This window comes from Xenorhabdus sp. XBWT (assembly GCF_059072735.1).
Window position 1 is genome coordinate 2,185,421 of the sequence record NZ_CM180990.1, and the last position, 23,352, is coordinate 2,208,772.

Sequence of the window (23,352 nt, forward strand, 5' to 3'; positions counted from 1 at the left end):
GGGAAATAGAGCTGGCCTACAAAATAGAATTTATCTTCCTGTCTGTTTTGTACATTCGCATTCCTTGCTGATAAATGGATATGTATAGCTCTTCCAGCATAAAATCCAGGGAAGATTGTAGTGAATCTGACTATATACCTTCTTTGTCTGTCCTTTGTGCCCCACGGAGAAATGTACTTTCATCAGTTCTTGAAATCGACCCTATATTATCAGATGGAGCTTCTAGATCTGGATTTATGTATTTCCAACCTGAGTATTTACCCATTGCATTACAATGCCATATATCAATAAAGATATCATCTAAAGGTTTACAAGTTACAGAGTCAATTATTTTCATTGTCAATAAAAGAGGTATCCCGGGTTCATCCTCTGTTATATTCCTTCTAAGCAATTTGTTATTTATAAAATATGGACCAGACATTTCCTCTGGAGTCATCTCGCAAACGCCTATATCAATACCATCTCCTTTCTTTGGTTGACCCTGTGAAGAAGCGATAGCTCCTGCTGACATCAGAGGTAATAATGAAAATGCTGCACCAGTAACACTCGCCTGTTTCAGAAAAAGTCTTCTTCCATTCTTCATAACGTGGCTCCTTATATGCCATTGAATAATATCATTTGTTGTATAGTAAACAGGTAAGCTATAGTTTAATGTGCGGATTCAGATAAGTGTAGTGGCTAGCGTTTGAAATATGACACGGGTATCCAAACGTGTACCAATCAATATTCATAAAGAGGTAATAAGAAGACAATAAACCAAGCTCGCCAGTTTTTCACCTATAACCTGACGCCATATATAGTTGGCTGTCAATTCCATTTTGGGGAACCAAATTAATTTACTGAACCTGTAAGATTTTGATCCGCTGGCAAGCTCTGAAGTCGGGTAGTAAAGTGAAAAAGTCCGACCTTAACTAATTATCCAAAAGTATATTATGTTCTTTTAATAGTTCCTTGACTTTCTCTTTAGGGATAGGGAACGAAGTATTACCATTTCTTCCAACCATTTTTTTAGCTGCGAACATAGCATTAATGATTGCTTCTTCTGTTGCATTTATTGTTGCTTCATACAAAGGGTCTAGTTTGTCATTTGGCAATATTTTTATGGTGCTTATATCTTTTCGGGAGAAAGCATCATCATTTGCGGTTGAAAAAGCAATAAATATCTCACCGCTAGTATTTCTGGCAACCCCCCCTACCCTTGAAAGCCCGAGAGATACCCTTTTTGCTATTTTATCCAGTTGATGAGGCGCTAATGGTGCATCTGTGGCAACCACAACGATTATCGATCCTGCATCCTTTATTTTTTTCTTATCTCCATGATATATAGAATGGAAGTCCTTTATTTTTTTACCAACCGGAATGCCTGCGATGATCAAATCATCCCTATCGCCAAAATTGCCTTGGACAAGAACACCGACAGTGTACCCCCCATCTTTTTTGTCTAAAATTCGTGATGAAGTACCTGTACCTCCTTTAAAATTAAAAAGGTTCATGCCCGTTCCACCACCCACATTACCTTCTTCTATTGCACCTGATTTAGCACTATTCAACGCATGATATACATGTTCTTTTTTTACATGCATACCATTTATATCATTTAATATTCCATCCCATGTTTCTGTAACCACAGGCAATAACCAAAACAAATCATCTTTTAGTGGTGAAGTCAGATTATTATCAATCATCCAGCTAATTGTTGAGTCTCTGACAACGCCAACACTATGGGTATTAGTTATTAATATTGGCGTTTCCAAGAAGCCACTTTCGTCAACCCATTGACTACCCGTCATATCTCCATTTCCATTTAAAGAAAATATACTGGAAAATACAGGACTGAATTTCTTTCCTCTCGGTAATATAGCTGTGACACCTGTTCTTATTGAGCCTTTTCCGATTTTTAACTTTCCATCGTCTTTGATTATGGTTGAGTAACCTACTTTTACCCCACCAACATCTGTAATTGCATTATTTTTCCCCGTTACGCCAGAGAAAGGAATGCCTAAATTTCTTGCTCTAATTTCATCTGCCAAAGAATTTGAAGTTATCATTGTCATTATAGATAGAATGATAATATTTAATATCTTCATGTTTCGCATAAGTATCTTCTTTTATACCAAATCAAAATGGAGGTTTAGGATTTAAAACATGAAGATTCAAAGTGAATTCGCTTTTGGCCAGTCAATATAACCCTTTGCCCCATTACCGTAATAGGCATCATTAGTAACATCAGCCAGTTCAATATCATAGCGTAGACGCTCGACTAAATCGGGATTGGAAATAAATGGACGGCCGAATGCAACTGCGTCAACTTTACCTTCTGTATGACGGGAAATTGCCATTTCAAGATCATAGTTGTTATTACCGATATAAGCCCCGTCAAACAGAGATCTCAATGCATCTAGATCAACATTCTCAGGAACTGTACGATCTTGCCCTGTCGTTCCTTCAACAAAGTGAAGATACGCTAGTCTGAATTTATTTAGCTGCTGAATCAGATAGCCATAAGTTGCCATCACATTGCTATCAAGCGGTGTGTTACCGACTTTTGTTGAGACAGGTGAAAGTCTAATGCCAATTTGTCCACTACTCCAAACACGGGTTACAGTTTCAACAATTTCTAAAACCAGACGAGCACGATTTTCAATAGAACCACCATATTGATCAGTGCGGTGATTAGTCGAATCTCGCAAGAATTGCTCAAGAAGATAGTTATTGGCTGAATGAATTTCAATACCATCAAATCCTGCCCGCTTGGCGCATTCAGCCGCATGCTTATATTGTTCGATAATCTTAGAAATCTCATCAGTTTTTAATGCGCGTGGCATTGAAGCTTCTTGAGGGCCATCATAGGTGTAAACGTTACAATCTGCTTTGACTGCTGATGGTGCAACGGGGGCTTCTTGATTAGGTTGAAGGGTAACATGTGAACATCGACCAACATGCCACAATTGAATAACAATTTTTCCACCAGCATCATGAACAGCATCCGTAACTTTTTTCCATCCAGCCACCTGTTCTTTTGTCCAGATGCCGGGAGTCATGGCATAACCGCGTCCCTGTGCTGAGATGTTAGTAGCTTCTGAAATGATTAAACCGGCACTTGCTCGCTGAACATAATATGTCACATTAAGTTCATTGGGAACGCCTTCTTGATTCACGCGACTGCGTGTCAAAGGTGCCATGACAATACGGTTGGCAAGTTCAATTTCTCCTAATCTTGTAGGTGAGAAAAGTTTAGTACGAATACTATTGTCGGTCATAAAATTTCCTTTTTTAACAGTTAACTTGTCGTCTACAAAAAATCTAGAAATATGCTTACCATAGTTAAAAACTGACCAACCGTCTATGATTTGTTTAATAAATAATCTGCTTGGGTTAAAATGATAGTTTCTTCTATTGTATGTAGACATAACTTCACCAATAAATTTTTATCAAATACTGTGAGTCTGTGGTGGGCACTTAATTGGCAGATCTTTACTATTGAAGACAATATAGTGATTATCAACGGTGATTTTTTGAATGTTTTGACTGATAAATATGAGCGGTAGTTTTACCGCTCATTTAATAAGTTAATAAAAATCAGTGATTGCTTGGGAAGGCGAATTGGGCAGTTCCATGAGTGTCACGTTTAATCCAACGCTGGGTAATAGTTTTACGACGTGTATAAAAACGTACACCATCCGGGCCATAAGCGTACAGATCACCGAACAATGAGCGCTTCCAACCGCCAAAGCTGTGATAAGCGACAGGCACAGGCAATGGAACGTTGATTCCCACCATACCTACTTCAATTTCATTGGCAAACAATCGGGCAATTTCACCGTCATTAGTAAAGACACAAGTTCCATTGCCATATTCGTGAGCATTAATCAGCGCTATCGCTTCTTCCAGGCTGGATACTCTCACTATACATAATACTGGCCCGAAAATTTCCTCTTGGTAAATGCGCATATCTGGTGTGACATGGTCAAACAGACAACCACCAATAAAGAAACCATTTTCGTGACCATCGACTGATAAATTTCTACCATCAACAATCAATTTAGCTCCTGCTTTAACACCGCCCGTGACATAGTCAGACACATTTTCCAAATGAACTTTGGTCACTAGTGGTCCCATATCCAGACCTTGTTCTGTTCCCGCACCGATTTTGAGAGCCTGAATTTGAGGTATTAATTTCTTAATCAAGTCATCTGCAACTTGATCGCCGACACATACAGCAACAGAAATAGCCATACATCGCTCACCACACGAACCGTACGCCGCCCCCATAAGTGCGCTGGCAGCATTGTTCAAATCTGCATCAGGCATTAGTACAGCATGGTTTTTTGCTCCACCAAGTGCCTGAACTCGTTTACCGCGTCGTGTTCCTTCACTGTAAATATAATCTGCTGTTGGTGTTGAGCCGACAAAACTCAGTGCCTTTACATCAGGAGATTCAATTAAACAATCAACGGCTTCTTTATCTCCATTGACAACATTCAGTACACCTTTTGGCAATCCGGCCTGATGGAATAGTTCTGCGATATATAATGCGGAACTGGGCGTGCGCTCAGAGGGTTTAAGGATAAAAGTATTGCCACAAGCAATGGCCAGCGGATACATCCATAAAGGCACCATTGCAGGGAAGTTAAATGGCGTTATTCCAGCTACAACACCCACTGCGTGAAAATCGCTCCATGAATCAATTTCAGGCCCAACATTGCGATTGAATTCACCTTTCAGTAATTCCGGTGCGGCGGTGGCAAAATCGACATTTTCAATGCCCCTTTTTAGTTCTCCGGCTGAATCTTCCAACGTTTTTCCATGTTCTTCGCTGATCAGCGTAATTATCTGTTCTTCGTGTTGTTCAAGTAATTGTTTAAAGCGAAACAATATTTGGGTACGTTTTGCCGGAGGAGTGTTACGCCAAGCCGGAAGTGCAGCTTTTGCCGCAGCAATCGCGTGTTGTACAGTTTTTGCATTTGCCATTTCAACCTGGCGTATCACATTCCCTGTGGAGGGATTAAATACGGCGGCTGTTCTACAGTCAGCTGTAATTGTTTCACCATTAATTAAATGTGTAATTGTTTTCATACTTCTTCATTCCCTTTATTTAATTTGATGTAAAACATTACCCACAGCATTGAACAAACGATCAAGATCATCCATTTTGGCATTGAACATGGGGCCAAATTGCAATGTATCTCCACTAAAACGCACATAAAAACCCGCTTTCCATAACGCAATACCTGCTTCAAAAGCCCGGATAGACAAATCGCCATCCCGTGGTGCCATCTGAATTGCACCCACCAGCCCACAATTTCGAATATCTATTACGTTTGGGGAATGCTGAAGTTCATGTAATGCTTGTTCGAAATGAGGAACCAAGTCAGCAGACTGTTGCACTAGATTTTCTTTTTCCAATAGCTCCAATGTTGCCAATCCCGCAGCACAGGAAACTGGATGGGCTGAATAAGTATAACCGTGGCTGAACTCAATCATATGTTCAGGCAGCGGTTGTAACATAAAGGTATCGTAGATTTTGCTGGAGGTAACAACACCACCAAGCGGAATGACGCCATTGGTAACTTGTTTGGCGAAATTGAGAATGTCCGGTGTTACGCCGAACATTTCAGCCGCGCTCCAATGCCCCAAGCGCCCGAAACCGGTAATCACTTCGTCAAAAATCAGTAATATGTTGTGTTGTGTACATATTTCCCGCAGGCGCTGCAAATAGCCTTGTGGCGGGACAATCGCACCGGCAGAACCCGCAACGGGTTCAACGATAACTGCGGCAATGTTACTGGCATCATGCAATTCAATCAGTTTTAGCAACTCGTCGGCAAGCTCACGACCACCAGTAGCCGGTATACCTTTAGTAAAGGCCATATTGGGTTGTAATGTATGTGACAGATGATCCACATCCATAAACTGACCAAACATTTTACGATTACCACCAATACCACCAAGACTGGTTCCGGCGATATTGACACCATGATAGCCACTGACGCGACCAATAAATTTAGTTTTTGCAGGTTGTCCTTGAATGCGCCAGTAAGCGCGGGCTATTTTCACCGCAGTATCGGCAGCTTCTGAACCAGAGTTGGTAAAAAATACGTGATTTAAATCATCAGGCATCAGGCTGGCAATTTTATCTGCCAGTTTAAATGACAACGGATGTGCATATTGAAAACCCGGGGAATAGTCCAATGTACCCAATTGCTTGGAAATAGCCTGATTAATTTCGGTACGTGAATGCCCTGCTCCGCACGTCCATAGGCTGGACAGGCTGTCATAAATGCGCCGACCTTGATCATCAACCAGCCAGTTTCCTTCAGCGGAGACAATGATACGTGGATCTTTTTGAAAATGACGATTAGCACTAAATGGCATCCAATGCGCTTTAAAATTCAATGATTGAAAAGAATTTCTCTCTGACATTTTTTAATTCCTCGCACAAGGTTGTAGCAAAGAGTTTGCAATGAAACTGCATTCAAGTTAAATCTCAATTATCGAATCACTAGTTATGAGTTTACTTACGTAAATGAAACTAACCAACTTTAGTCAAGCAACTCAGCCAGATCACACTAACACACCGCTTTCTAAAAATGGTTTAACAACCTCACCTGAAATACAGTAAGATTAATTATTGTGGAAATTGATCTGGATCATTAGCTTGTTAGCGCTTTTTCGTCTGTCACAACATCGAACTCCAGCTATTATCGCCCTACTAGCGATTTTGATGTTGTTCATTGCACCAGTGGTATCAAAAAGCCTGGAGTGTGACCGTGATGGAACAAAAAGCGAGATGAACCATTGCATGTCTATACCTGACATGCAACATAGCAACAACAACCATCATCAAACATCTTCGTCATCACATTCCATGAATCACCATGGTGTTGATCACGTTCATATGGGATTGATGGACGATATCGCCTGTGGTTACTGCCAGCTTCTGATTAACCTGCCATTATTGGCAGGGAGTTTTGTTCCTTTTATATTGCTGACACTGACTATTTCCCGCGCCCCACCAACACCACGTTTCTTGGGTCCAATAATTCGGCTGTTTTACGGCGAATCTCAACCTCGCGCCCCACCCCTTAATTAATCGTTTACCTGGAATAACGCATTTTATTTTTCTTGCCTTACTTTGCTTGTAAGACAATTAGTTATTATTTCAGACAAATTACAGAAACAGAATTTGTTGTTAATTAAGGAATATGCTTTTTATGTCTACTACACAATTGTTCCGCTTATCTCCTCTGACAGCCGCTTTGGCTATTGCACTTGCTATACCAACCACTGGTTGGGCTGCTAATGTGGAACACACTAAAGAGACAAAAGAAACACAGGCTATCAATAATGACGTGATAACTGTGGCTGCACCTGCGATTTCACCACTTAATGTGGCCTCTTCGCTAAAAACTCCCCGTCAGCCAATACCTGCCAGTGATGGTTCTGATTACCTGAAAACCATTCCCGGATTTTCCCAAATTCGTAATGGCGGTACTAATGGCGATCCCGTATTCCGTGGCATGTTTGGTTCCCGTTTACGGATGCTGATTGATGACGGTGAAATACTGGGAGCTTGCGGTGGACGCATGGATGCACCCAGTTCTTATATTTCACCTGAAAGTTATGATGTCCTGAGTTTGGTTAAAGGCCCACAAACCGTACTTTGGGGATCTGGTAACTCAGCAGGAACCATCCGTTTTGAACGTACTCGCCCCCAGTTCGAAAAGCTTGGTGCTCAGGGAAATGTCAGTACAGTGGTCGGTTCTAATGGACGCTGGGACGGTAATGCAGATATAAGTCTTGGTAATGAATTGGGTTATATCCGTCTGATCGGTAATAAGTCCCGTTCTAATGATTATAAAGATGGTGATGGTAATCGTGTTCCCTCTCGTTGGGATAAATGGAATGCTGATATTGCGTTAGGCTGGACACCTGATACAGATACTTTACTGGAGTTAAGTGCCGGGCAAGGTGATGGTAAAGCACGTTATGCCACTCGTGGCATGGATGGTTCCAAGTTTAAGCGTGAAAGTTTTGGTGTGCGTTTTGAAAAGTCCAATATCAGTGAGGTATTTGACAAATTTGAAACCAATTTTTATTACAACTACGCCGACCACATGATGGATAACTATTCCATGCGCCAATCGAAAAACAAAATGGTTTCAGAGCCAGATCGTCTGACGATGGGCGGGCGCATGATGGGGACATGGATTTGGGAAGATTTTAAGTTGCAAAGCGGTGTAGATATGCAAACTAATATCCATCGAAACAATACAGATCATAGTATGGATGAATCTAAACGAAATGGCTGGAAGAAAAATGCCCGTTTCCGTGATTATGGTATTTTCGGTGAGTTAACTTGGGATGCGACTGAACAAAGTAAAGTCATCGGCGGTGCGCGTTTGGATCGTGCGACAGTATATAAATATGAAACTCAGCAAGAACGCAAAGACACCCTGCCTGCGGGTTTTATCCGGTTTGAACATAACCTGAAAAATGTCCCTATGATGTTCTATGCTGGTCTTGGTTACACCGAACGTTTCCCTGATTATTGGGAAATGTTTTCGGGTAAAGCAGGTAAAAATGCTGTGACTGACATCAAATCTGAGAAAACCACTCAGTTGGATATTGGGGCACAATATGACGACCAACACCTGAAAGGTTGGGTATCGGCTTATGTAGGTAAGGTCAATGACTTTATCCTGTTCCGCTATAGTCATGTTCCTACACAGAATATTCCTGCTCATAATATTGATGCTACTATCATGGGCGGCGAAATGGGGGTTGCTTATAAGCTGAACGATCATTGGAAAACAGATGCAAGTCTGGCTTATTCCTGGGCGCAAAATACCACTAATAGCCGCCCATTACCGCAGACTCCTCCTTTGGAAGCCCGATTCGGCCTGACTTGGGATTATGGTGACTGGACTAGCAGCGGGTTGTTGCGTCTGGTTAACAGCCAACATCGAGTGGCAATCAATGAAGGCAACGTGGTAGGCAAGGATTTTGACAGCAGTAAAGGATTCGCTATTCTGTCTGCAAATGCGGCCTATAAGGTAACCAAGGATATTCAAATCAGCGCGGGCATTGACAATATTTTTAATAAAATATACAGCGAACACCTGAACTTAGCGGGAAGTCAGGGTTTTGGTTATCCCGCTGATACCCAAGTAAACGAACCAGGTCGTACTTATTGGGCTCGGTTTAACGTTAAATTCTAATCATTTTTTCTCTTCTTAGATCTGGCTCTCCCTGACTTATATCAGGGAGAGTTTTTTTAACTATTTTTAAAATAAGATATTTCAATGCGAGAATTTAAAATTAGATTTTAAAAAAGATACTTTTTCAGCCTAACTCAGAATTGGGTCATAAACCCGCATTGTTAGTCAGTGTATCGAGTGGAATTAATGGTGTTTATCCTCTTTGCGAATTACGCATGACGGGTTTTAAAAATAACCATATTTGTTTCTTGCCAGACCATTTAATTTTCCGTCAGGGTGTAGGCCTGATTTCAAAATAGTTCATCTACATGCGATGACACTATTTTTTATTCCTTATATAATCTCTGAATACTGTATTTTTATACAGCATATCGATTTTCTGGCACTTTTGTTCAATAACAAAACAAAATCAGATTTACTTTTAAACGAAATGATTGAAAAGAAATCAAACCAAGAAATGCTTGCTGCAAGTTATGGTTGGTTAAGCCTTATCGCAATTATTCTCGGTTCATTATTCGGTTCGTTCTGATAAACGCACATTTCATTTAACTAAGGAGCTACATATGTCTACTGTCGTGTTGCCCCGCATTATGGAAGTAGGTGGTGGATCTATCGCCCGTCTGCCACAAATTCTACAAAATATTGGCAGTAAAAAACCGCTGATCGTGACAGACAATATGATGATTCAATTAGGTTATCTGGACAAATTACAATCTATCTTGCAAGATCTGGGCATTGAAAATGAAGTTTATGCTGACACAGTACCTGAACCCACTGCGGTCTCGATTCAAGCCGGGATTGAAAAGGTAAAAGGCGGTTTATTTGATGCTGTTATTGCACTCGGGGGCGGCAGCCCGATTGACAGTGCAAAAGCAATTGCGGTAATGGGTAAATTGGGGGGCACAATCAACGATTACCGTTTCCCTCGTCAAGTTAATGAACAGGGGCTTCCGATCATTGCCATTCCGACTACTGCGGGAACGGGGTCAGAATGCACTCGCTTCACCATTATTACCGATGAAAAAACGGACGAAAAACTGCTTTGCGCTGGCGCAGGATTCATGCCGGTTGCCGCTATCATTGACTATGAACTGACGCTCAGTGTTCCGGCCAGGACGACGGCAGACACGGGCATTGATGCGATGACTCACGCCATTGAAGCTTATGTCAGCCGAAAAGCCAATCCCTACTCAGACAGCCAAGCCATTGCCGCCATGAAACTTATCGGTCCCAATTTGCGCAAGGTATACCACGATGGCAGTAATAAGGCCGCCCGTGAAGCGATGATGCTCGGTTCAACCCTTGCGGGTATTGCATTTTCCAATGCATCTGTTGCACTGGTGCATGGCATGAGCCGTCCTGTCGGGGCGTTCTTCCACGTTCCACATGGATTATCTAATGCCATGTTACTTCCCGCTGTCACCCGTTTCTCTTTAGAGTCTGCTAAAACACGCTATGCCGAATGCGCGCGTGCGCTGACTTTTGCAAAATTAACAGATAATGATGACACCGCCTGTGAAAAACTACTGACCACATTGGATGACTTAAATGCAGCGCTTTCCGTGCCGACACCCGCGCAATTTGGCATGGATAAAAAACACTTTTTTGCTGTTGTAGAAACAATGGCAAAACAAGCGGAAGCATCCGGTTCACCAGGCAATAACCCGAAGGTTCCCACCATCGCTGAGATGGTCGCCATTTATAAACAATTGTGGAATGGCTGAGTTTGAGTGCTATTAGTGGTTATTGACCGGATGTTGCATCGCTTTTATTCCCGGCATCCGGTTCTTTCTTCCACTACCTCGCTGACAACATATACCTGTCTTCTTTCAAACTGTAGTTTTAGACAGAAAAGTGTCCATATTTGATTCTGTAAATGATCTAATCATTTCTTGATGCCCTATGAAGTACTTTATTCCGGTGTAATATTTTCAGTAAATAAAATAATATTTCTCTAGATTTATGTTTTGTTTTTTATTACTTATTAAATTGTTTACCTCCACCACTCTTCCAAAAAAATTAATACCACACTACGAATAATAATATTTTTTAAATATAAAAAATAATGAATTAGTGAATGGATTCACTAATATTTCCGATATGATTTTCCTAAAAAACCATTTCCTTAGCAAACATCTTTGAATATATTTTTTCATTAGAAAAATCACATCTTAGCAACATTTTTAATCTAAAAAACGCAAAATATCTAATTTAACAGTCTATATAGATATCGTCATCTGTTGGTGTCTTCTTTATTTTTGTTACCAAAATGTTATAAATTAGTTAATTCGAATTATTGCATTTTAGTTATAATTATTATGCTATAGCACATTGCAGGTGGAGAATATTATGCCGAAATCATCCCGCTAGTAGTCTGATCATATGGGGTGAAAATAACCTGCTCTGATTTTTTCAGTTTATATCACCGGTTTTATTAATAAGGACTTTTCAAAGAGCAATGTGCCAGAAAGCGAATTGAAAGCCGCCACTTTATAAAAAATGGAATCTCTATTATGAAAAAAAACAACTCGGCACGACCGATATTTTTGTGGGTGACATTATTTTTTGGATTATTACCTGCCGGGGCATCAATGGCTGCGACCGAATATCAGGAACAGGGTAAGAAAAATTTACCTGATAGTTGGTTATCAGAGGAATTTAATCATCAATGGGGACTAGCTGCAATTGGTGCCCATTATGCTTATGCACGCGGTTATACAGGGAAAGGCGTTAATGTTGGTGTATTAGATGAAGCTGTTACTAATCACCCTGAATTTGCAAATAAATTGAAAATCCTGAGTCCAGAAGATCCTTGGAATTATGACGAGAATCCCTATACCGATGTTATCAGTTTCGGTGCCCATGGCAATCATGTCTCAGGAATTATTGCGGCAAACCGGGATGGCAAGGAAATGCACGGTGTGGCATTTGATGCAGGTTTGATTACTGGAAAATATTTGCAAAACGATTATAACCGTACAGAAGCCATGATCCAGAGTAATGCACGTGTCATCAATAACAGTTGGGGGGTTCGCCCGAACTATTATGTTGATCAAAATGGTAACCCCAAACGGAGACCCGATGGCACGATTGACTACTACAAAGTCACTCTGCAAGATGTGATCAATTATGTCACACCTATTAAAGATGAATTGGATCGGTTAAGTCGTTCTCCAATACCAGAACTTGATGACTACATAACCAGAAGTGCAGGTTTATTGCGTGCAGCACGTCATGGAAAATTAGTTGTTTTTGCAGCAGGAAATGCAAATAACTATAACGTGACCTGGATGCATGCAGGTACTCCCTACTTTTTCCCTGATGCATTGAAAAATTACCTCAGTGTTGCCAACCTGGCCCGAGAGAATAAGATTAACGTCTCTTCAACAAGCTGTGGATATACTGCCAGTTACTGTTTGTCCGCACCAGGGACTAAGATTTACAGCAGTACAGGTGATTTTGTTTCGAAAAATGGAAGCTATATTAACGAGCATGCTTTAAATAATGGTGAGTTGGAGATTGATCCTACCTATGCGGCTTATACAGGTACATCAATGGCATCGCCCCATGTAGTTGGTGCGGCGGCTGTCTTGATGCAACGATTTCCGTATATGACCGCAGGACAAATCTCTGATGTTCTGAAAACAACAGCGACAGATTTGGGTGAACCAGGCTTGGACGATCTGTATGGTTGGGGAATGTTGAACCTGAAAGAAGCGATTGATGGACCTAAGATGTTCATTACTGAGAAAGACATTTCCCCCAAATATTACATTCCAGGCTCCTATACTGAAACTCAGTTTATCGCCAATATTCCGGGATTAGGCGGTATGCTTGAGGAAGGAACCACGGTCGAACGGGTATGCGACAGCATTGAATGTGTTTATGACATCTGGAGCAATGATATCAGCGGTCACGGAGGATTGACGAAAACCGGTAAGGGTATTTTGGATCTTGCGGGTAAAAATAGCACCTATAAAGGCCGAACGTTGGTGGAAAAAGGTCTGTTACAGGTTAGCGGTTCCATTACCTCAGATGTTACCGTTCACGATGGAGCAACTTTAGGCGGAAGCGGTACGGTTGGTTCTATCGTAGCTGACACTGGTGCCAATATTGCACCTGGTGATTTATATTCATACGGTACAATGAGTTCAAGCGGTACAATGAACGTCAATCGTGATGTTACCTTCCATACTGGTTCACGTTATTTGGTAGAAGTTGCACCAAATAGTCAGGGGCAGAGCGATCGCATTCTCAGTAATGGCTTAGCGACCCTGAACGGCGGCGAAGTGCAAGTCAGACTGGAAAACAAAAGAAACCTGTTGTCAAAACCAGAAGTTCGCAGTTTGCTTGGTCAGCAATACAACATCCTGCAAGCAAACCGTGGTATCAATGGTAAGTTTACGACTGTAGTACCAAATTATTTATTTGTTGGTACAGAACTGAGTTATCAACCTGACCGAGTGATGTTGGATATTAAACGTAATTCCACCACATTCGCCAGTTTAGGTACGACAACTAATGAACGTGCTGTGGCTCATGCAGCCGATAAACTAAGTCTTGGTCATCCGGTTTATGAAAGTATTTTAATGTCTGACACGGAAGCACAGGCTAGCCAAGCATTCCAACAACTATCTTCTGGGCAGATCCATGATGATATCGCTATAGCTCAGGTCAATAGTAGCCGCTATTTGCGTGATACATTAAATACCCGTTTGCGTCAGGCTGATGGTGAAATTGCTGGTCAGGATATCAAAGCAGATAAAAATGGTGCTTGGGTGCAAATAATAGGTAACTGGCAACGTGCTAATGGGAACAGTGACGTCAACGGTTACCGTGTGTCCAATTACGGCGTGTTATTGGGTGCGGATAAAGAATTGGGTAATGACTGGCGGTTAGGTGTTGCCACCGGCTATACCCGTTCTTCGCTGAAAGGGGGTTATAGTACTTCAGCACGCAGTGATAATTTCCATTTGGGTCTATACGGCAGCAAACAGATTGATGCTCTGGCATTGCGTGCTGGTGCTGCCTATAGCTGGCATCGTTTTGACACAGAACGTTCGGTAGATTTTGGTCGCCAATCCGATAACCTGAAAGCTAAATATGGTGCACAAACCGGGCAATTGTTTACTGAAGCGGCTTATGGCATTAACACATCCTGGCTGAACTTAGAACCATTTGCCAACTTGTCATATGTTAACTTCCGCAACAATAGCATTAATGAGCACGGTGGTGCGGCTGCGCTACACGGTAATAAACAATCGAAAAACGCAACCTTCTCAACATTAGGTTTACGTGCTGACCAAAAATGGAAGACGGAAAATGAAATAACAGTCGGCCTGTATGGTGAATTAGGCTGGCAACACCAGTTCGGGAGCGTAGATCGCGGTACTAAATTAAGTTTCAGTAATAGCGATTCAACGTTCACCATTAACAGTGTTTCTCCAGAACGTGATGCCGCTGTCATCAAAGCTGGTACAGAATTGGGTCTCAATGAAAACACGAGACTGTCATTGGGATATAGCGGTGTATTGTCAGGCAGTAACAAAGATAACGGAGTGTTCTTGAACGCGGCTTGGAAGTTCTAATCATAATCTGTTGTTTAATAAAAAACTCACTGTTGGCAACGGCTGGCAGTGAGTTTTTTATTAGGGCATTTGTATCAACTTTCATACAAACCACTTCGCTAGAACTGATCAATGATTAAAGATCATAATTTATTCAGGTCATCAATACATGTAAAGGAGAATAAATATGACTTATCATAAAATTATATTAATCAGTTTATTGTCAGCTTCAGCAGGTACAACTGCCCTACCGATTTCAACAGCAAATGCAGATAGTAATGCTGCACCACTGATGAAGTCGACTGATCCCGGCGCTGAAAAGTACAGAACGGTCGGTAAATTCAATGGTTCATCCCACTGTACCGCGACTCTGATCTCTGGTGAAAATACACCGAGTAAGGATACACCTGCATTGATATTGACCGCCGGTCATTGTGTAGATAGCAATGTGGATACAAACAACGTGATTGTTGATCAGCCGGCACCGGAGTATTGGCGATATACACCAGATTATTTCATTGATAAAAAGGACGATTTTTCACCAATAAAAGTCAGCCGAATTTTATATTCAACGATGAAATATGAAGATATCGCGGTCTTACAATTGGATACAACTTATGGTGATTTAGCTAAAAAAGGCTATCAACCCATGAAGTTGAAAAAAAACCTTAATATGAAAAATCAGCCCATTGTATTAACTCATATTCCTGTCGATAACGTTGACTATAATTACGCTTATCTCAGAAAATCTGAGTGTGATATTACGGGTAAATCCCCATTATTGTATGAAGGCTCATCTCCATGGATTTGGTCTCCAGTCTTTTCTGTGAACTGCGCAGGTGTAGCCGGTGGAACATCTGGTTCTCCTGTTTTTGAAAAAGATAAAATAGATGTCATCGGTGTTCTTAATACAACAACAACACCAGGAATGACAGGTTGTGGATTTGGCAGGCCTTGTATTGTTGAAAACAATAAGGGTGTTCCAGAAGAAAACTACAGTTATTTTATTCCTGTAGATACTATAGCCAATGCGTTGACAAAGGATAACAAACTTGATTTGTCTAAGCTCCAGAATAATAGCGGTGATGTTTTGGAAAGAAGTCCATTTTTCTCTCCTTTTGTCTCTCAAACTGTAGATCCGTCCACTGGTGAAAAAGCAAAATGGAATGTCGCTATTAAGGAAGATGCTAACGTTAAAAATATCCGATATAAAACTGGCTTAATCAGTGGTGTGGACTGTTCGGATGCTGCGGGATATGGCGCTTCTGTTCCTTCCAGTCAGGAACCTCTGGAAAATATGCTTGTTCCAGAGAAAGACGGAATCTATAAACTCTGTGTTATTCATCAGAATAATGATGGTCAATGGCAGAATACAAAAGATGCTTCAGTCATGCTGCGAGAAATTGATAATACTCCTCCGACAATTAAACCAACTATAACCAAGCAGGATGTTGGAGATCAATGGATGGTCACTGTTCAGGTATCTCGATATGAACTTGCGGGCTTCAAGGTGAAATATGGCCCAAAAGCAAAAACAAACTGTGAAGACAAAGAAGGTTATTCTTTCCCATGGAGACCGTTTATTATTCTGGATAAAGCTGAATCCCCATGGCGTATTTGTGCATATGGCGAAGATCAGGCCAAAAATATCGGCCCGATTAACTCACTTGATATTGAATAACTGCTACTAAGACAATTACCTCGATAGTTGATTCAAGAAATTCACTGCCAGCTTTTATTGACAGTGAATTTCTTCTAAATTTTTCTGACGATAAATATCATTTCCTACACCCGTTCATCATAAATATTTCCTTGCCAGAATACATCATTTGTGAGCTGGTGGGTTTTGATTTTGCAATATCTAACATTGGGGCGGCAATATCACATCCAGATACCACTTTATCTGGTTTTCAGTCGTTATCGAAATCGTAGAATTTGGCTAATTTGCTATCCTGATAGAGTCGATCAATTGCCATACTTGATAAACCTTAGTATTATTCAAAATCTCTCATTAATATTTTTTCTTCCGCGTATATCATTTCCATAACACTAAACATTCTGCTTTAGATTTCATCAATTAATTTCAGCTAACTCATTATATCCTTTTAATCATGGGGGACTATATGTCGTCGCAACGTGTTGTTTTACCTCTTTTTTCACTTTCTGTATTTTTCATTGGTGTAACAGAATTTATGTTATCTCCCATGCTTAAACCACTGTCCGAAGCCTTTAATACCACGATAGATGAAGCCATCCGGTTAGTCTCAAGTTATGTCCTGGCCTACGCCCTTGCTGCCCCTATTTTTGGATGGCTGTCTGATTGGATAAATCGGCGCAAATTGTTGCTGGTATCCTTGTTATTTCTTTCACTTGATGGGTTGGCATTGACGATAGCACCTAATCTAGAGATAGCAATTGGATTGCGTATATTGGGAGGCATTGCTTCAGCCGCGTTGATTCCGACAATATTTGCATTAATTGCAGAAATATTTCCACCATATAAACACGCTTCGGTGATGGGTGTTGTTATGTTCGGTATGACTGTAGGGATTGCGGCAGGTCCCATTCTTGCGGGTATTTTAACGGAGTTATTTCATTGGAAGTTGCCGTTTTTGGCAACAACAGCGGGAGGATGTCTACTTTTCCTCATAAGTAGAAAATATATTCCATTTCAAATTCTCTTTTGGAAAAACGCACGACCTATAAAGATTTTTCACAGTTGGCAATAGATCTCCAGTTACGTAAAGGTCGTTCTATTATGCACGAATTAAGTAATGAAGAAATTACTTATCTTATCAATTACATTGAAAAAGAGGTGGGGGCCAAATCTGATATTATTGAGAAAGATTTTTGGACTATTTGGATAGGTATAAAATAGCGATATAAAAATAAAAGACTTGAAAGAAAACACTCTCAAATCCAATCTACACCGTTTTTCCAACTGGAAGTTGAAATATCCAGAATAAAAGACCAGCCCGAGAAAATTCTCGAGCTGGCTATAAATTAATTCCTTATATATTAACTAATTAAAATATCATATATCTAATATTCAAAACAATATTTATTAACTAATGAATAGAATATAATCGTTTGATATCAAACGTGATTTTTATCATTTTCGTCAACTAATTGGTTTAATTTCTTGACAAATATGGCTTGCAATTGCTGCCAGTACTCTTCGAAATGTTCTTCATTACGTAAACAGTACGTCATTACTGCTGCACGCAGTACATAGACACAGCGGACTTTTTCCCATTCACTACGGCTAAAACCACATTTTTCTGCGTAATACCACGGTGTGTCACCATACTCTTTGTAATCCAGTATGGTTGATGATGTGAGAAAATCATTGGTATAAGCACGTCCTGTAGAATACGAACACAGTTCATAGAGTCGTTTGTTGAGAACATTATGATTAAGCAGACTGTCGTTACCGACTTCTTTGAATGTGAAATTGATCATATGGAAGTCAGGTGATGACATGATATGAGCTTCAAACCGGTGTTTACCCACTTCTATTGGCGGCATACCGGCGAGTTTATTCAATAACCTTTGTGCCGTAACAATACCAGCAGCAATCACTTTCCCATATCCACTAATATTTAGCGGTAATAAACGATGAGTGGCCCAAAGTGCCGCAGCTGTAGCACCAGATTTTGACCCTTCCATGATAGATGAACCTAGAATTTTCCGATTATTGTTTTCAGTATTCGTTTCAGCATTCGTTGCTTCAAAGGTACCGTTTTCTTGAAAGACATACGCCGCACGGGAAGATATTAAATCTAGAATACGCTTGTCTTTCATGCAGATGGCACCAGCAGCGTATTGAATGAAACCTACTTTATGCGGGTCAATGGTAATTGAATCAACTTCTTTCAAGGCCTTGAAACTTTGGTAAACTTCTGGCTTTGGCCAACTGATATTTTCTGGCATCATTTCCATTGAACGGTGATAATCAGCCAACTTATCATACTCTATAAATTTTCCTTCTTCATTCAGTAACATAGTACAAGCATATCCTGCATAAGCGGCATCAACATGGATATAGAATGACTTTCCATAACGCTCTTCACATTCCTGCCTTAATGCAATAACTTCATCAATCCGATCAATTGCCCCAACTTCTGTTGTTCCAACAACAGCAATCATCGCCAAAATTGACTCATTCTTTTCAATTAAATCAAAAGTGATTTCGCGCATACTGACAACATCAGTTTGATAATTTTTATTGACGGGTAGTGGAACAATGTTTTCTTGACCAATACCAAAAATATCGGCTGCTTTCATCCAAGAGTAATGTTTAGATTGTGGAACTAACAACTTGCCTAGAATTTCCGGTTTCACTCCAGTACCCCGGCATGTTATATCGCGTATTTCCTCAAAAATTCCTCGCTCTTGTAACTCGCTGATTAAATCCAGAATTTCAGTTGTTGGCATATTCATCAATTGCTGGTGTGATTTATGGCTGACCAAATCTTTCGTTTCAGGGTGTTGAGATATTGCAAAAGGTAATGTTTTTAAGTTCCTGGCAACCCACAATCCTTCATAGTTAGCCACTGTTCCACCAGAAGTGATGTGCCCCCAAGCTTTTTGAGGGTCATAGCCAAACATGCGGCAGAGATCCAATCCGGATTCAAGCTCCAATTCTGTTGTCGTGGGAGATGCTTCATAAGCACAGTTATTCGGGTTGTACATCATGGCCATAACATAGGCAAGATTAGAAACCATTAAGGTATCACTGTTGATGTGACCCAGATAACGGGGAGAAAAGAAAGGAATAGATGTGTTTTTCAGTTTTGCTGATAATTGATTCAATATTCCTTCTGTTCGATAAAGTGTTTCTCTGTAGTTACTTTCATAGCGATCCATGGATGTAATTAAAGCCGCGTCTCCTGGATGAAAGCTTGAACGCCAATGCATGTGCTCACTAACTGCATACTCCATCATTTCTCTAAAAAAAACAGCATTCTCGGACTTTGGACCTAAAAACAATGCATCTACGTTCAAATTTTGATGAATCAACTTAGCCATAATCACGCAACCTTTTAACTTATTTTTGTATTTGCAGTAAATTTATAAACTTATTAATAATATTGTTTTTATTTTCTGCGCTAATGACGGAACGATTGTGACGAAGGTAAAGACATTGTAGTAACTGATTGAAAATAAAATTTATTTATTTTATATGGACTCATAAAAAATATTCTGCAATATATAGAGAGTCAATCTACTGCATAGATATAAAACATAAATCTTATAATATTAATTATAAGTTAATAATTAAGTTGAAATTTGTGCGCTACCACAAAGAAATGAGATAGCAATCCCATAATGAATATGCGGTAATATTTTTTAATGAAACTATAAAAGAGGAGGTATTCACGCATGACAAATTGGTGACGTTGTCACTAATCTGTCATGCGGAACGAAAGAATAGAATAATTAATCGGGATAGAGTGAATTATCGATCATGTATTGCATATAATGAAAAATGTATACTGATTAACCAACTCAGCAATAAACATAATAATTGTCCCGAGAATAATCGAAGTGTTATTACGAATCAAAAGCTTATCTCTTCCCTTCCATAAGGCATAAATCCAGATTGCCATTCCAATAATATATAAGCACCAAGAAATCATTCTCAGCCCAAAAGCACTTTTAACATTAAGCTCAACCGGATGAGGAAAATGAGGAAAGATAGCACTGTCATTAATTATTGTTGTTTCTGTTAACCATCCCATATAGGGGTGTTCAATGAGTCTCGTTGTTACACTGATAAATACGACAAGCAAGGCTGCCATCATCAATTTAATGGATAATTTTCCTCGGATGTATTTCCTTAGCGGGTAACCGATAAATGACAGTGCCAATGCTGGACCTAATGTAAATACAGCACTATAAAACAGAAAATAGGTATTAACATTTGTCCATATGAGCATGGCACTATTAACATAGATAATTGCCATATAATAGAGGTCAATTAATCCAATTACACCAATAAAGAACATAATGTAAACATGTATTCTTTTTACTAGCACTGTAAAAATAGCATAAAAAACAAGCAACCCAAAATAGATGGCAGCAAAGATTTTTCCTATGTTTACACATTCTTGTATAATATTGCACAATGAATGATAAATATTAAATGGACACCCCAGAATATTCAGAGAGGCGACTAGCCCTAACCCTGCCAATAATCCACTCACTAATAATGTTCTTAGTAATATTTTTTGCACAAGAATAGTCACAGGATATTGCCATGTGTTTAATTCGTGCTTAAGCCAGTAAATAAAAAGTGCGCTCATCAATACAAGCCCCACTGAGCTTTGTACTATCATTGTAAATGCAATTAATAACCATTCGCTCATGTTAACTCTATTCCATTTTTCTGTAACCAAACAACATCATCGACGCGTATTACATCCATATATTATTGATTCAATTTTAGTTTGATTGAGATTTTATATTGTACATCTAAAATTTTACGTGACTTCACTGTTAACAAAAAAATTCATTTTTTTCGCTCATAATGGTAAATAACGTGATTAATGGAAGTATCTTGCCCTTATCAGGGCTACTTAAATATGTTAAATTCACTCATATCAATCACTTCTAATGAGCATTCCCTATGATCCCGGAAAAACGTATTATTAGTCGGATTCAATCTGGTGGTTGCGCAATCCACTGTCAGGATTGTAGCATCAGCCAGCTCTGCATTCCTTTCACCTTAAATGAACATGAGCTTGATCAACTTGATAATATCATCGAGCGTAAGAAACCCATCCAGAAAGGGCAAACGTTATTTAAGGCTGGTGATGCGCTGAAGTCACTCTATGCCATTCGTTCTGGGACCATCAAAAGTTATACTATCACTGAAGAAGGTGATGAACAGATTACAGGTTTTCATCTTGCAGGTGATCTGGTTGGATTTGATGCCATCATTAATACTGAACACCCAAGTTTCGCCCAAGCTCTGGAAACATCAATGGTATGTGAAATTCCATTTGAAACTCTGGATGACCTTTCAGGGAAAATGCCTAATCTCCGCCAGCAAATGATGCGTTTGATGAGTGGCGAAATCAAAGGTGATCAGGAGATGATTTTATTGTTATCGAAAAAAAATGCGGAAGAAAGGTTGGCCGCATTCACCTATAACCTGTCTCGCCGCTTCGCACAACGTGGTTTTTCACCTCGAGAATTCCGTTTGACCATGACTCGCGGAGATATAGGCAATTACCTTGGTTTAACCGTTGAGACAATCAGTCGTTTACTTGGTCGTTTCCAGAAAAATGGTATTTTGGCAGTTAAAGGTAAGTATATTGCCGTTGAAGATATGGATAAATTGACTGAATTGGCTGGCAAGGCTCCTGCTAATGCACCCTAACGTTACCTAAAATTTAAGCCAGATCACTATATTTTGCTGATCTGGCATTCTCTTTGCCTGTTATAGTTATCCATATTGGTTTATCTTCTGTATGCAAGAAGCACCAGACTCCGCGAGGAACTCAATATGGCAAACTACCAAAATCTCTTAGTTGCAATTGACCCCAATCAGGATGATCAGCCAGCATTAAGACGGGCTGCTTATATCATTCAGCGTAATGGGGGTCGGATTAAAGCATTTTTACCTATTTATGACCTTTCCTATGAAATGACTACCCTGCTTTCTCCAGAAGAAAGAAGTGCTATGCGTAAGGGCGTGATTGGTCAGCGAGTTGCTTGGATAAAACAACAAGCTCATTATTATCTTGAATCAGGAATTGATATTGAGATTAAAGTGGTTTGGCATAATCGTCCTTATGAAGCCATAATTCAAGAAATTATCACTGAAAAACATGACTTGTTACTGAAAATGGCTCATCAACATTCTCGATTAGAGTCCATGATTTTTACTCCACTTGACTGGCATTTGTTACGCAAGTGTCCTTGTCCAGTCTGGATGGTGAAAGATCAAGTATGGCCTGATAACGGCTCTGCTGTTGTTGCCGTCAATTTATCCAATGAAGAACCTTATCATACTGAACTCAATCTAAAATTAGTTCGTGAAACGCAAGATCTTGCTAATCGAATTGTAAAAGATCCTTTGATTCACCTTGTTAGTGCTTACCCTGTTGCACCTTTAAATATTGCAACTGAACTCCCTGATTTTGACCCCAATGTGTATAATCAGGCATTACGTGGTCAACATTTGATTGCAATGAAAGAATTGCGTCAAAAATTTTATATTGATGAACAGTATACTCATGTTCATGAAGGTGTACCGGAAAAGGTCATTCCTGAAGTCTGTGATGAACTCAATACAGGTGTGGTTGTTTTAGGCATTCTGGGTCGAACTGGTTTATCTGCTGCGTTTCTTGGTAATACAGCAGAGCATGTTATCGATCGACTTAAATGTGATCTGCTGGCAATTAAGCCTGATGGATTTATTTGCCCGATTAGTTTAGATGATGAATAAAACAATTGCTGATAAATAGATTGCCAAAAAACAATTTGTGCAACTGGCCACTTAAATCGACCAGTTGCTTAACACTGTGCCCTAGAACCTTTTTCACCAACGCCAG

General features: G+C 40.0%; 15 protein-coding genes. 8 read left to right on the forward strand and 7 right to left on the reverse strand.

Annotated elements, in window-relative coordinates; genetic code table 11:
- Window positions 1-130 precede the first annotated feature (130 nt).
- The 5 genes from AC5JQI_RS09810 to aptA form a co-directional block, all read right to left on the reverse strand.
- Window positions 131-583, reverse strand: coding sequence for a dioxygenase family protein (locus AC5JQI_RS09810; protein ID WP_493912005.1), 453 nt, complete (start codon window positions 581-583; stop codon window positions 131-133).
- A 328-nt stretch (window positions 584-911) separates the two neighbouring features.
- Entirely contained in the window at window positions 912-2,096 is a 1,185-nt protein-coding gene (locus tag AC5JQI_RS09815; RefSeq protein ID WP_493912006.1) for a DmpA family aminopeptidase, read from the reverse strand.
- A gap of 57 nt (window positions 2,097-2,153) precedes the next feature.
- A complete protein-coding gene (locus AC5JQI_RS09820; protein ID WP_493912007.1) occupies window positions 2,154-3,260 on the reverse strand; it encodes an alkene reductase in 1,107 nt (368 codons plus the stop codon).
- A gap of 319 nt (window positions 3,261-3,579) precedes the next feature.
- Window positions 3,580-5,076 (reverse strand): CoA-acylating methylmalonate-semialdehyde dehydrogenase, encoded by a 1,497-nt coding sequence (locus AC5JQI_RS09825; protein WP_493912008.1) that lies wholly within the window; start codon window positions 5,074-5,076, stop codon window positions 3,580-3,582.
- A 15-nt stretch (window positions 5,077-5,091) separates the two neighbouring features.
- Complete coding sequence (gene aptA, locus AC5JQI_RS09830; RefSeq protein WP_493912009.1) at window positions 5,092-6,423, reverse strand: omega-aminotransferase AptA; 1,332 nt, start codon at window positions 6,421-6,423, stop codon at window positions 5,092-5,094.
- A 235-nt stretch (window positions 6,424-6,658) separates the two neighbouring features.
- Here aptA and AC5JQI_RS09835 point away from each other — a divergent pair, with 235 nt between their 5' ends.
- The 6 genes from AC5JQI_RS09835 (at window position 6,659) to AC5JQI_RS09860 (ending at window position 17,517) form a co-directional block, all read left to right on the forward strand.
- A complete protein-coding gene (locus tag AC5JQI_RS09835) occupies window positions 6,659-7,093 on the forward strand; it encodes a DUF2946 domain-containing protein (protein WP_493912010.1) in 435 nt (144 codons plus the stop codon).
- Between the two features lie 121 nt (window positions 7,094-7,214).
- The gene (locus AC5JQI_RS09840) at window positions 7,215-9,221 is read left to right on the forward strand and encodes a TonB-dependent copper receptor (RefSeq protein ID WP_493912011.1); all 2,007 of its coding nucleotides are present in this window, start codon (window positions 7,215-7,217) and stop codon (window positions 9,219-9,221) included.
- 563 nt (window positions 9,222-9,784) lie between these two features.
- The gene (locus AC5JQI_RS09845; protein ID WP_493912012.1) at window positions 9,785-10,945 is read left to right on the forward strand and encodes an iron-containing alcohol dehydrogenase; all 1,161 of its coding nucleotides are present in this window, start codon (window positions 9,785-9,787) and stop codon (window positions 10,943-10,945) included.
- Window positions 10,946-11,734: 789 nt separating this feature from the next.
- On the forward strand, window positions 11,735-14,809 hold the full coding sequence (locus AC5JQI_RS09850) for an autotransporter domain-containing protein (protein WP_493912013.1): 3,075 nt from the start codon (window positions 11,735-11,737) through the stop codon (window positions 14,807-14,809).
- Window positions 14,810-14,975: 166 nt separating this feature from the next.
- Complete coding sequence (locus tag AC5JQI_RS09855) at window positions 14,976-16,469, forward strand: trypsin-like serine peptidase (RefSeq protein ID WP_493912014.1); 1,494 nt, start codon at window positions 14,976-14,978, stop codon at window positions 16,467-16,469.
- 442 nt (window positions 16,470-16,911) lie between these two features.
- On the forward strand, window positions 16,912-17,517 hold the full coding sequence (locus AC5JQI_RS09860; protein ID WP_493912015.1) for an MFS transporter: 606 nt from the start codon (window positions 16,912-16,914) through the stop codon (window positions 17,515-17,517).
- 367 nt (window positions 17,518-17,884) lie between these two features.
- On the opposite strand, the gene AC5JQI_RS09865 is transcribed toward AC5JQI_RS09860, so the two are convergent.
- Together AC5JQI_RS09865 and AC5JQI_RS09870 are read right to left on the reverse strand one after the other, a co-directional pair.
- A complete protein-coding gene (locus tag AC5JQI_RS09865) occupies window positions 17,885-19,819 on the reverse strand; it encodes a pyridoxal phosphate-dependent decarboxylase family protein (RefSeq protein ID WP_493912016.1) in 1,935 nt (644 codons plus the stop codon).
- Between the two features lie 437 nt (window positions 19,820-20,256).
- The gene (locus AC5JQI_RS09870; RefSeq protein ID WP_493912017.1) at window positions 20,257-21,159 is read right to left on the reverse strand and encodes a dimethyl sulfoxide reductase anchor subunit family protein; all 903 of its coding nucleotides are present in this window, start codon (window positions 21,157-21,159) and stop codon (window positions 20,257-20,259) included.
- 260 nt (window positions 21,160-21,419) lie between these two features.
- Here AC5JQI_RS09870 and fnr point away from each other — a divergent pair, with 260 nt between their 5' ends.
- Window positions 21,420-22,175, forward strand: a complete 756-nt coding sequence (gene fnr, locus AC5JQI_RS09875; RefSeq protein ID WP_493912018.1) for a fumarate/nitrate reduction transcriptional regulator Fnr — start codon at window positions 21,420-21,422, stop codon at window positions 22,173-22,175.
- A gap of 126 nt (window positions 22,176-22,301) precedes the next feature.
- Complete coding sequence (gene uspE, locus AC5JQI_RS09880; RefSeq protein ID WP_493912019.1) at window positions 22,302-23,246, forward strand: universal stress protein UspE; 945 nt, start codon at window positions 22,302-22,304, stop codon at window positions 23,244-23,246.
- The last annotated feature ends 106 nt before the right edge of the window (window positions 23,247-23,352 follow it).

What these genes read in the sequence shown, in the direction of transcription:
- AC5JQI_RS09810 (WP_493912005.1), bottom strand. Translation starts at nt 583, where the DNA reads ATGAAGAATGGAAGAAGACTTTTTCTGAAACAGGCGAGTGTTACTGGT.
- AC5JQI_RS09815 (WP_493912006.1), bottom strand. Translation starts at nt 2,096, where the DNA reads ATGCGAAACATGAAGATATTAAATATTATCATTCTATCTATAATGACA.
- AC5JQI_RS09820 (WP_493912007.1), bottom strand. Translation starts at nt 3,260, where the DNA reads ATGACCGACAATAGTATTCGTACTAAACTTTTCTCACCTACAAGATTA.
- AC5JQI_RS09825 (WP_493912008.1), bottom strand. Translation starts at nt 5,076, where the DNA reads ATGAAAACAATTACACATTTAATTAATGGTGAAACAATTACAGCTGAC.
- aptA (WP_493912009.1), bottom strand. Translation starts at nt 6,423, where the DNA reads ATGTCAGAGAGAAATTCTTTTCAATCATTGAATTTTAAAGCGCATTGG.
- AC5JQI_RS09840 (WP_493912011.1), top strand. Translation starts at nt 7,215, where the DNA reads ATGTCTACTACACAATTGTTCCGCTTATCTCCTCTGACAGCCGCTTTG.
- AC5JQI_RS09845 (WP_493912012.1), top strand. Translation starts at nt 9,785, where the DNA reads ATGTCTACTGTCGTGTTGCCCCGCATTATGGAAGTAGGTGGTGGATCT.
- AC5JQI_RS09850 (WP_493912013.1), top strand. Translation starts at nt 11,735, where the DNA reads ATGAAAAAAAACAACTCGGCACGACCGATATTTTTGTGGGTGACATTA.
- AC5JQI_RS09855 (WP_493912014.1), top strand. Translation starts at nt 14,976, where the DNA reads ATGACTTATCATAAAATTATATTAATCAGTTTATTGTCAGCTTCAGCA.
- AC5JQI_RS09860 (WP_493912015.1), top strand. Translation starts at nt 16,912, where the DNA reads ATGTCGTCGCAACGTGTTGTTTTACCTCTTTTTTCACTTTCTGTATTT.
- AC5JQI_RS09865 (WP_493912016.1), bottom strand. Translation starts at nt 19,819, where the DNA reads ATGGCTAAGTTGATTCATCAAAATTTGAACGTAGATGCATTGTTTTTA.
- AC5JQI_RS09870 (WP_493912017.1), bottom strand. Translation starts at nt 21,159, where the DNA reads ATGAGCGAATGGTTATTAATTGCATTTACAATGATAGTACAAAGCTCA.
- fnr (WP_493912018.1), top strand. Translation starts at nt 21,420, where the DNA reads ATGATCCCGGAAAAACGTATTATTAGTCGGATTCAATCTGGTGGTTGC.
- uspE (WP_493912019.1), top strand. Translation starts at nt 22,302, where the DNA reads ATGGCAAACTACCAAAATCTCTTAGTTGCAATTGACCCCAATCAGGAT.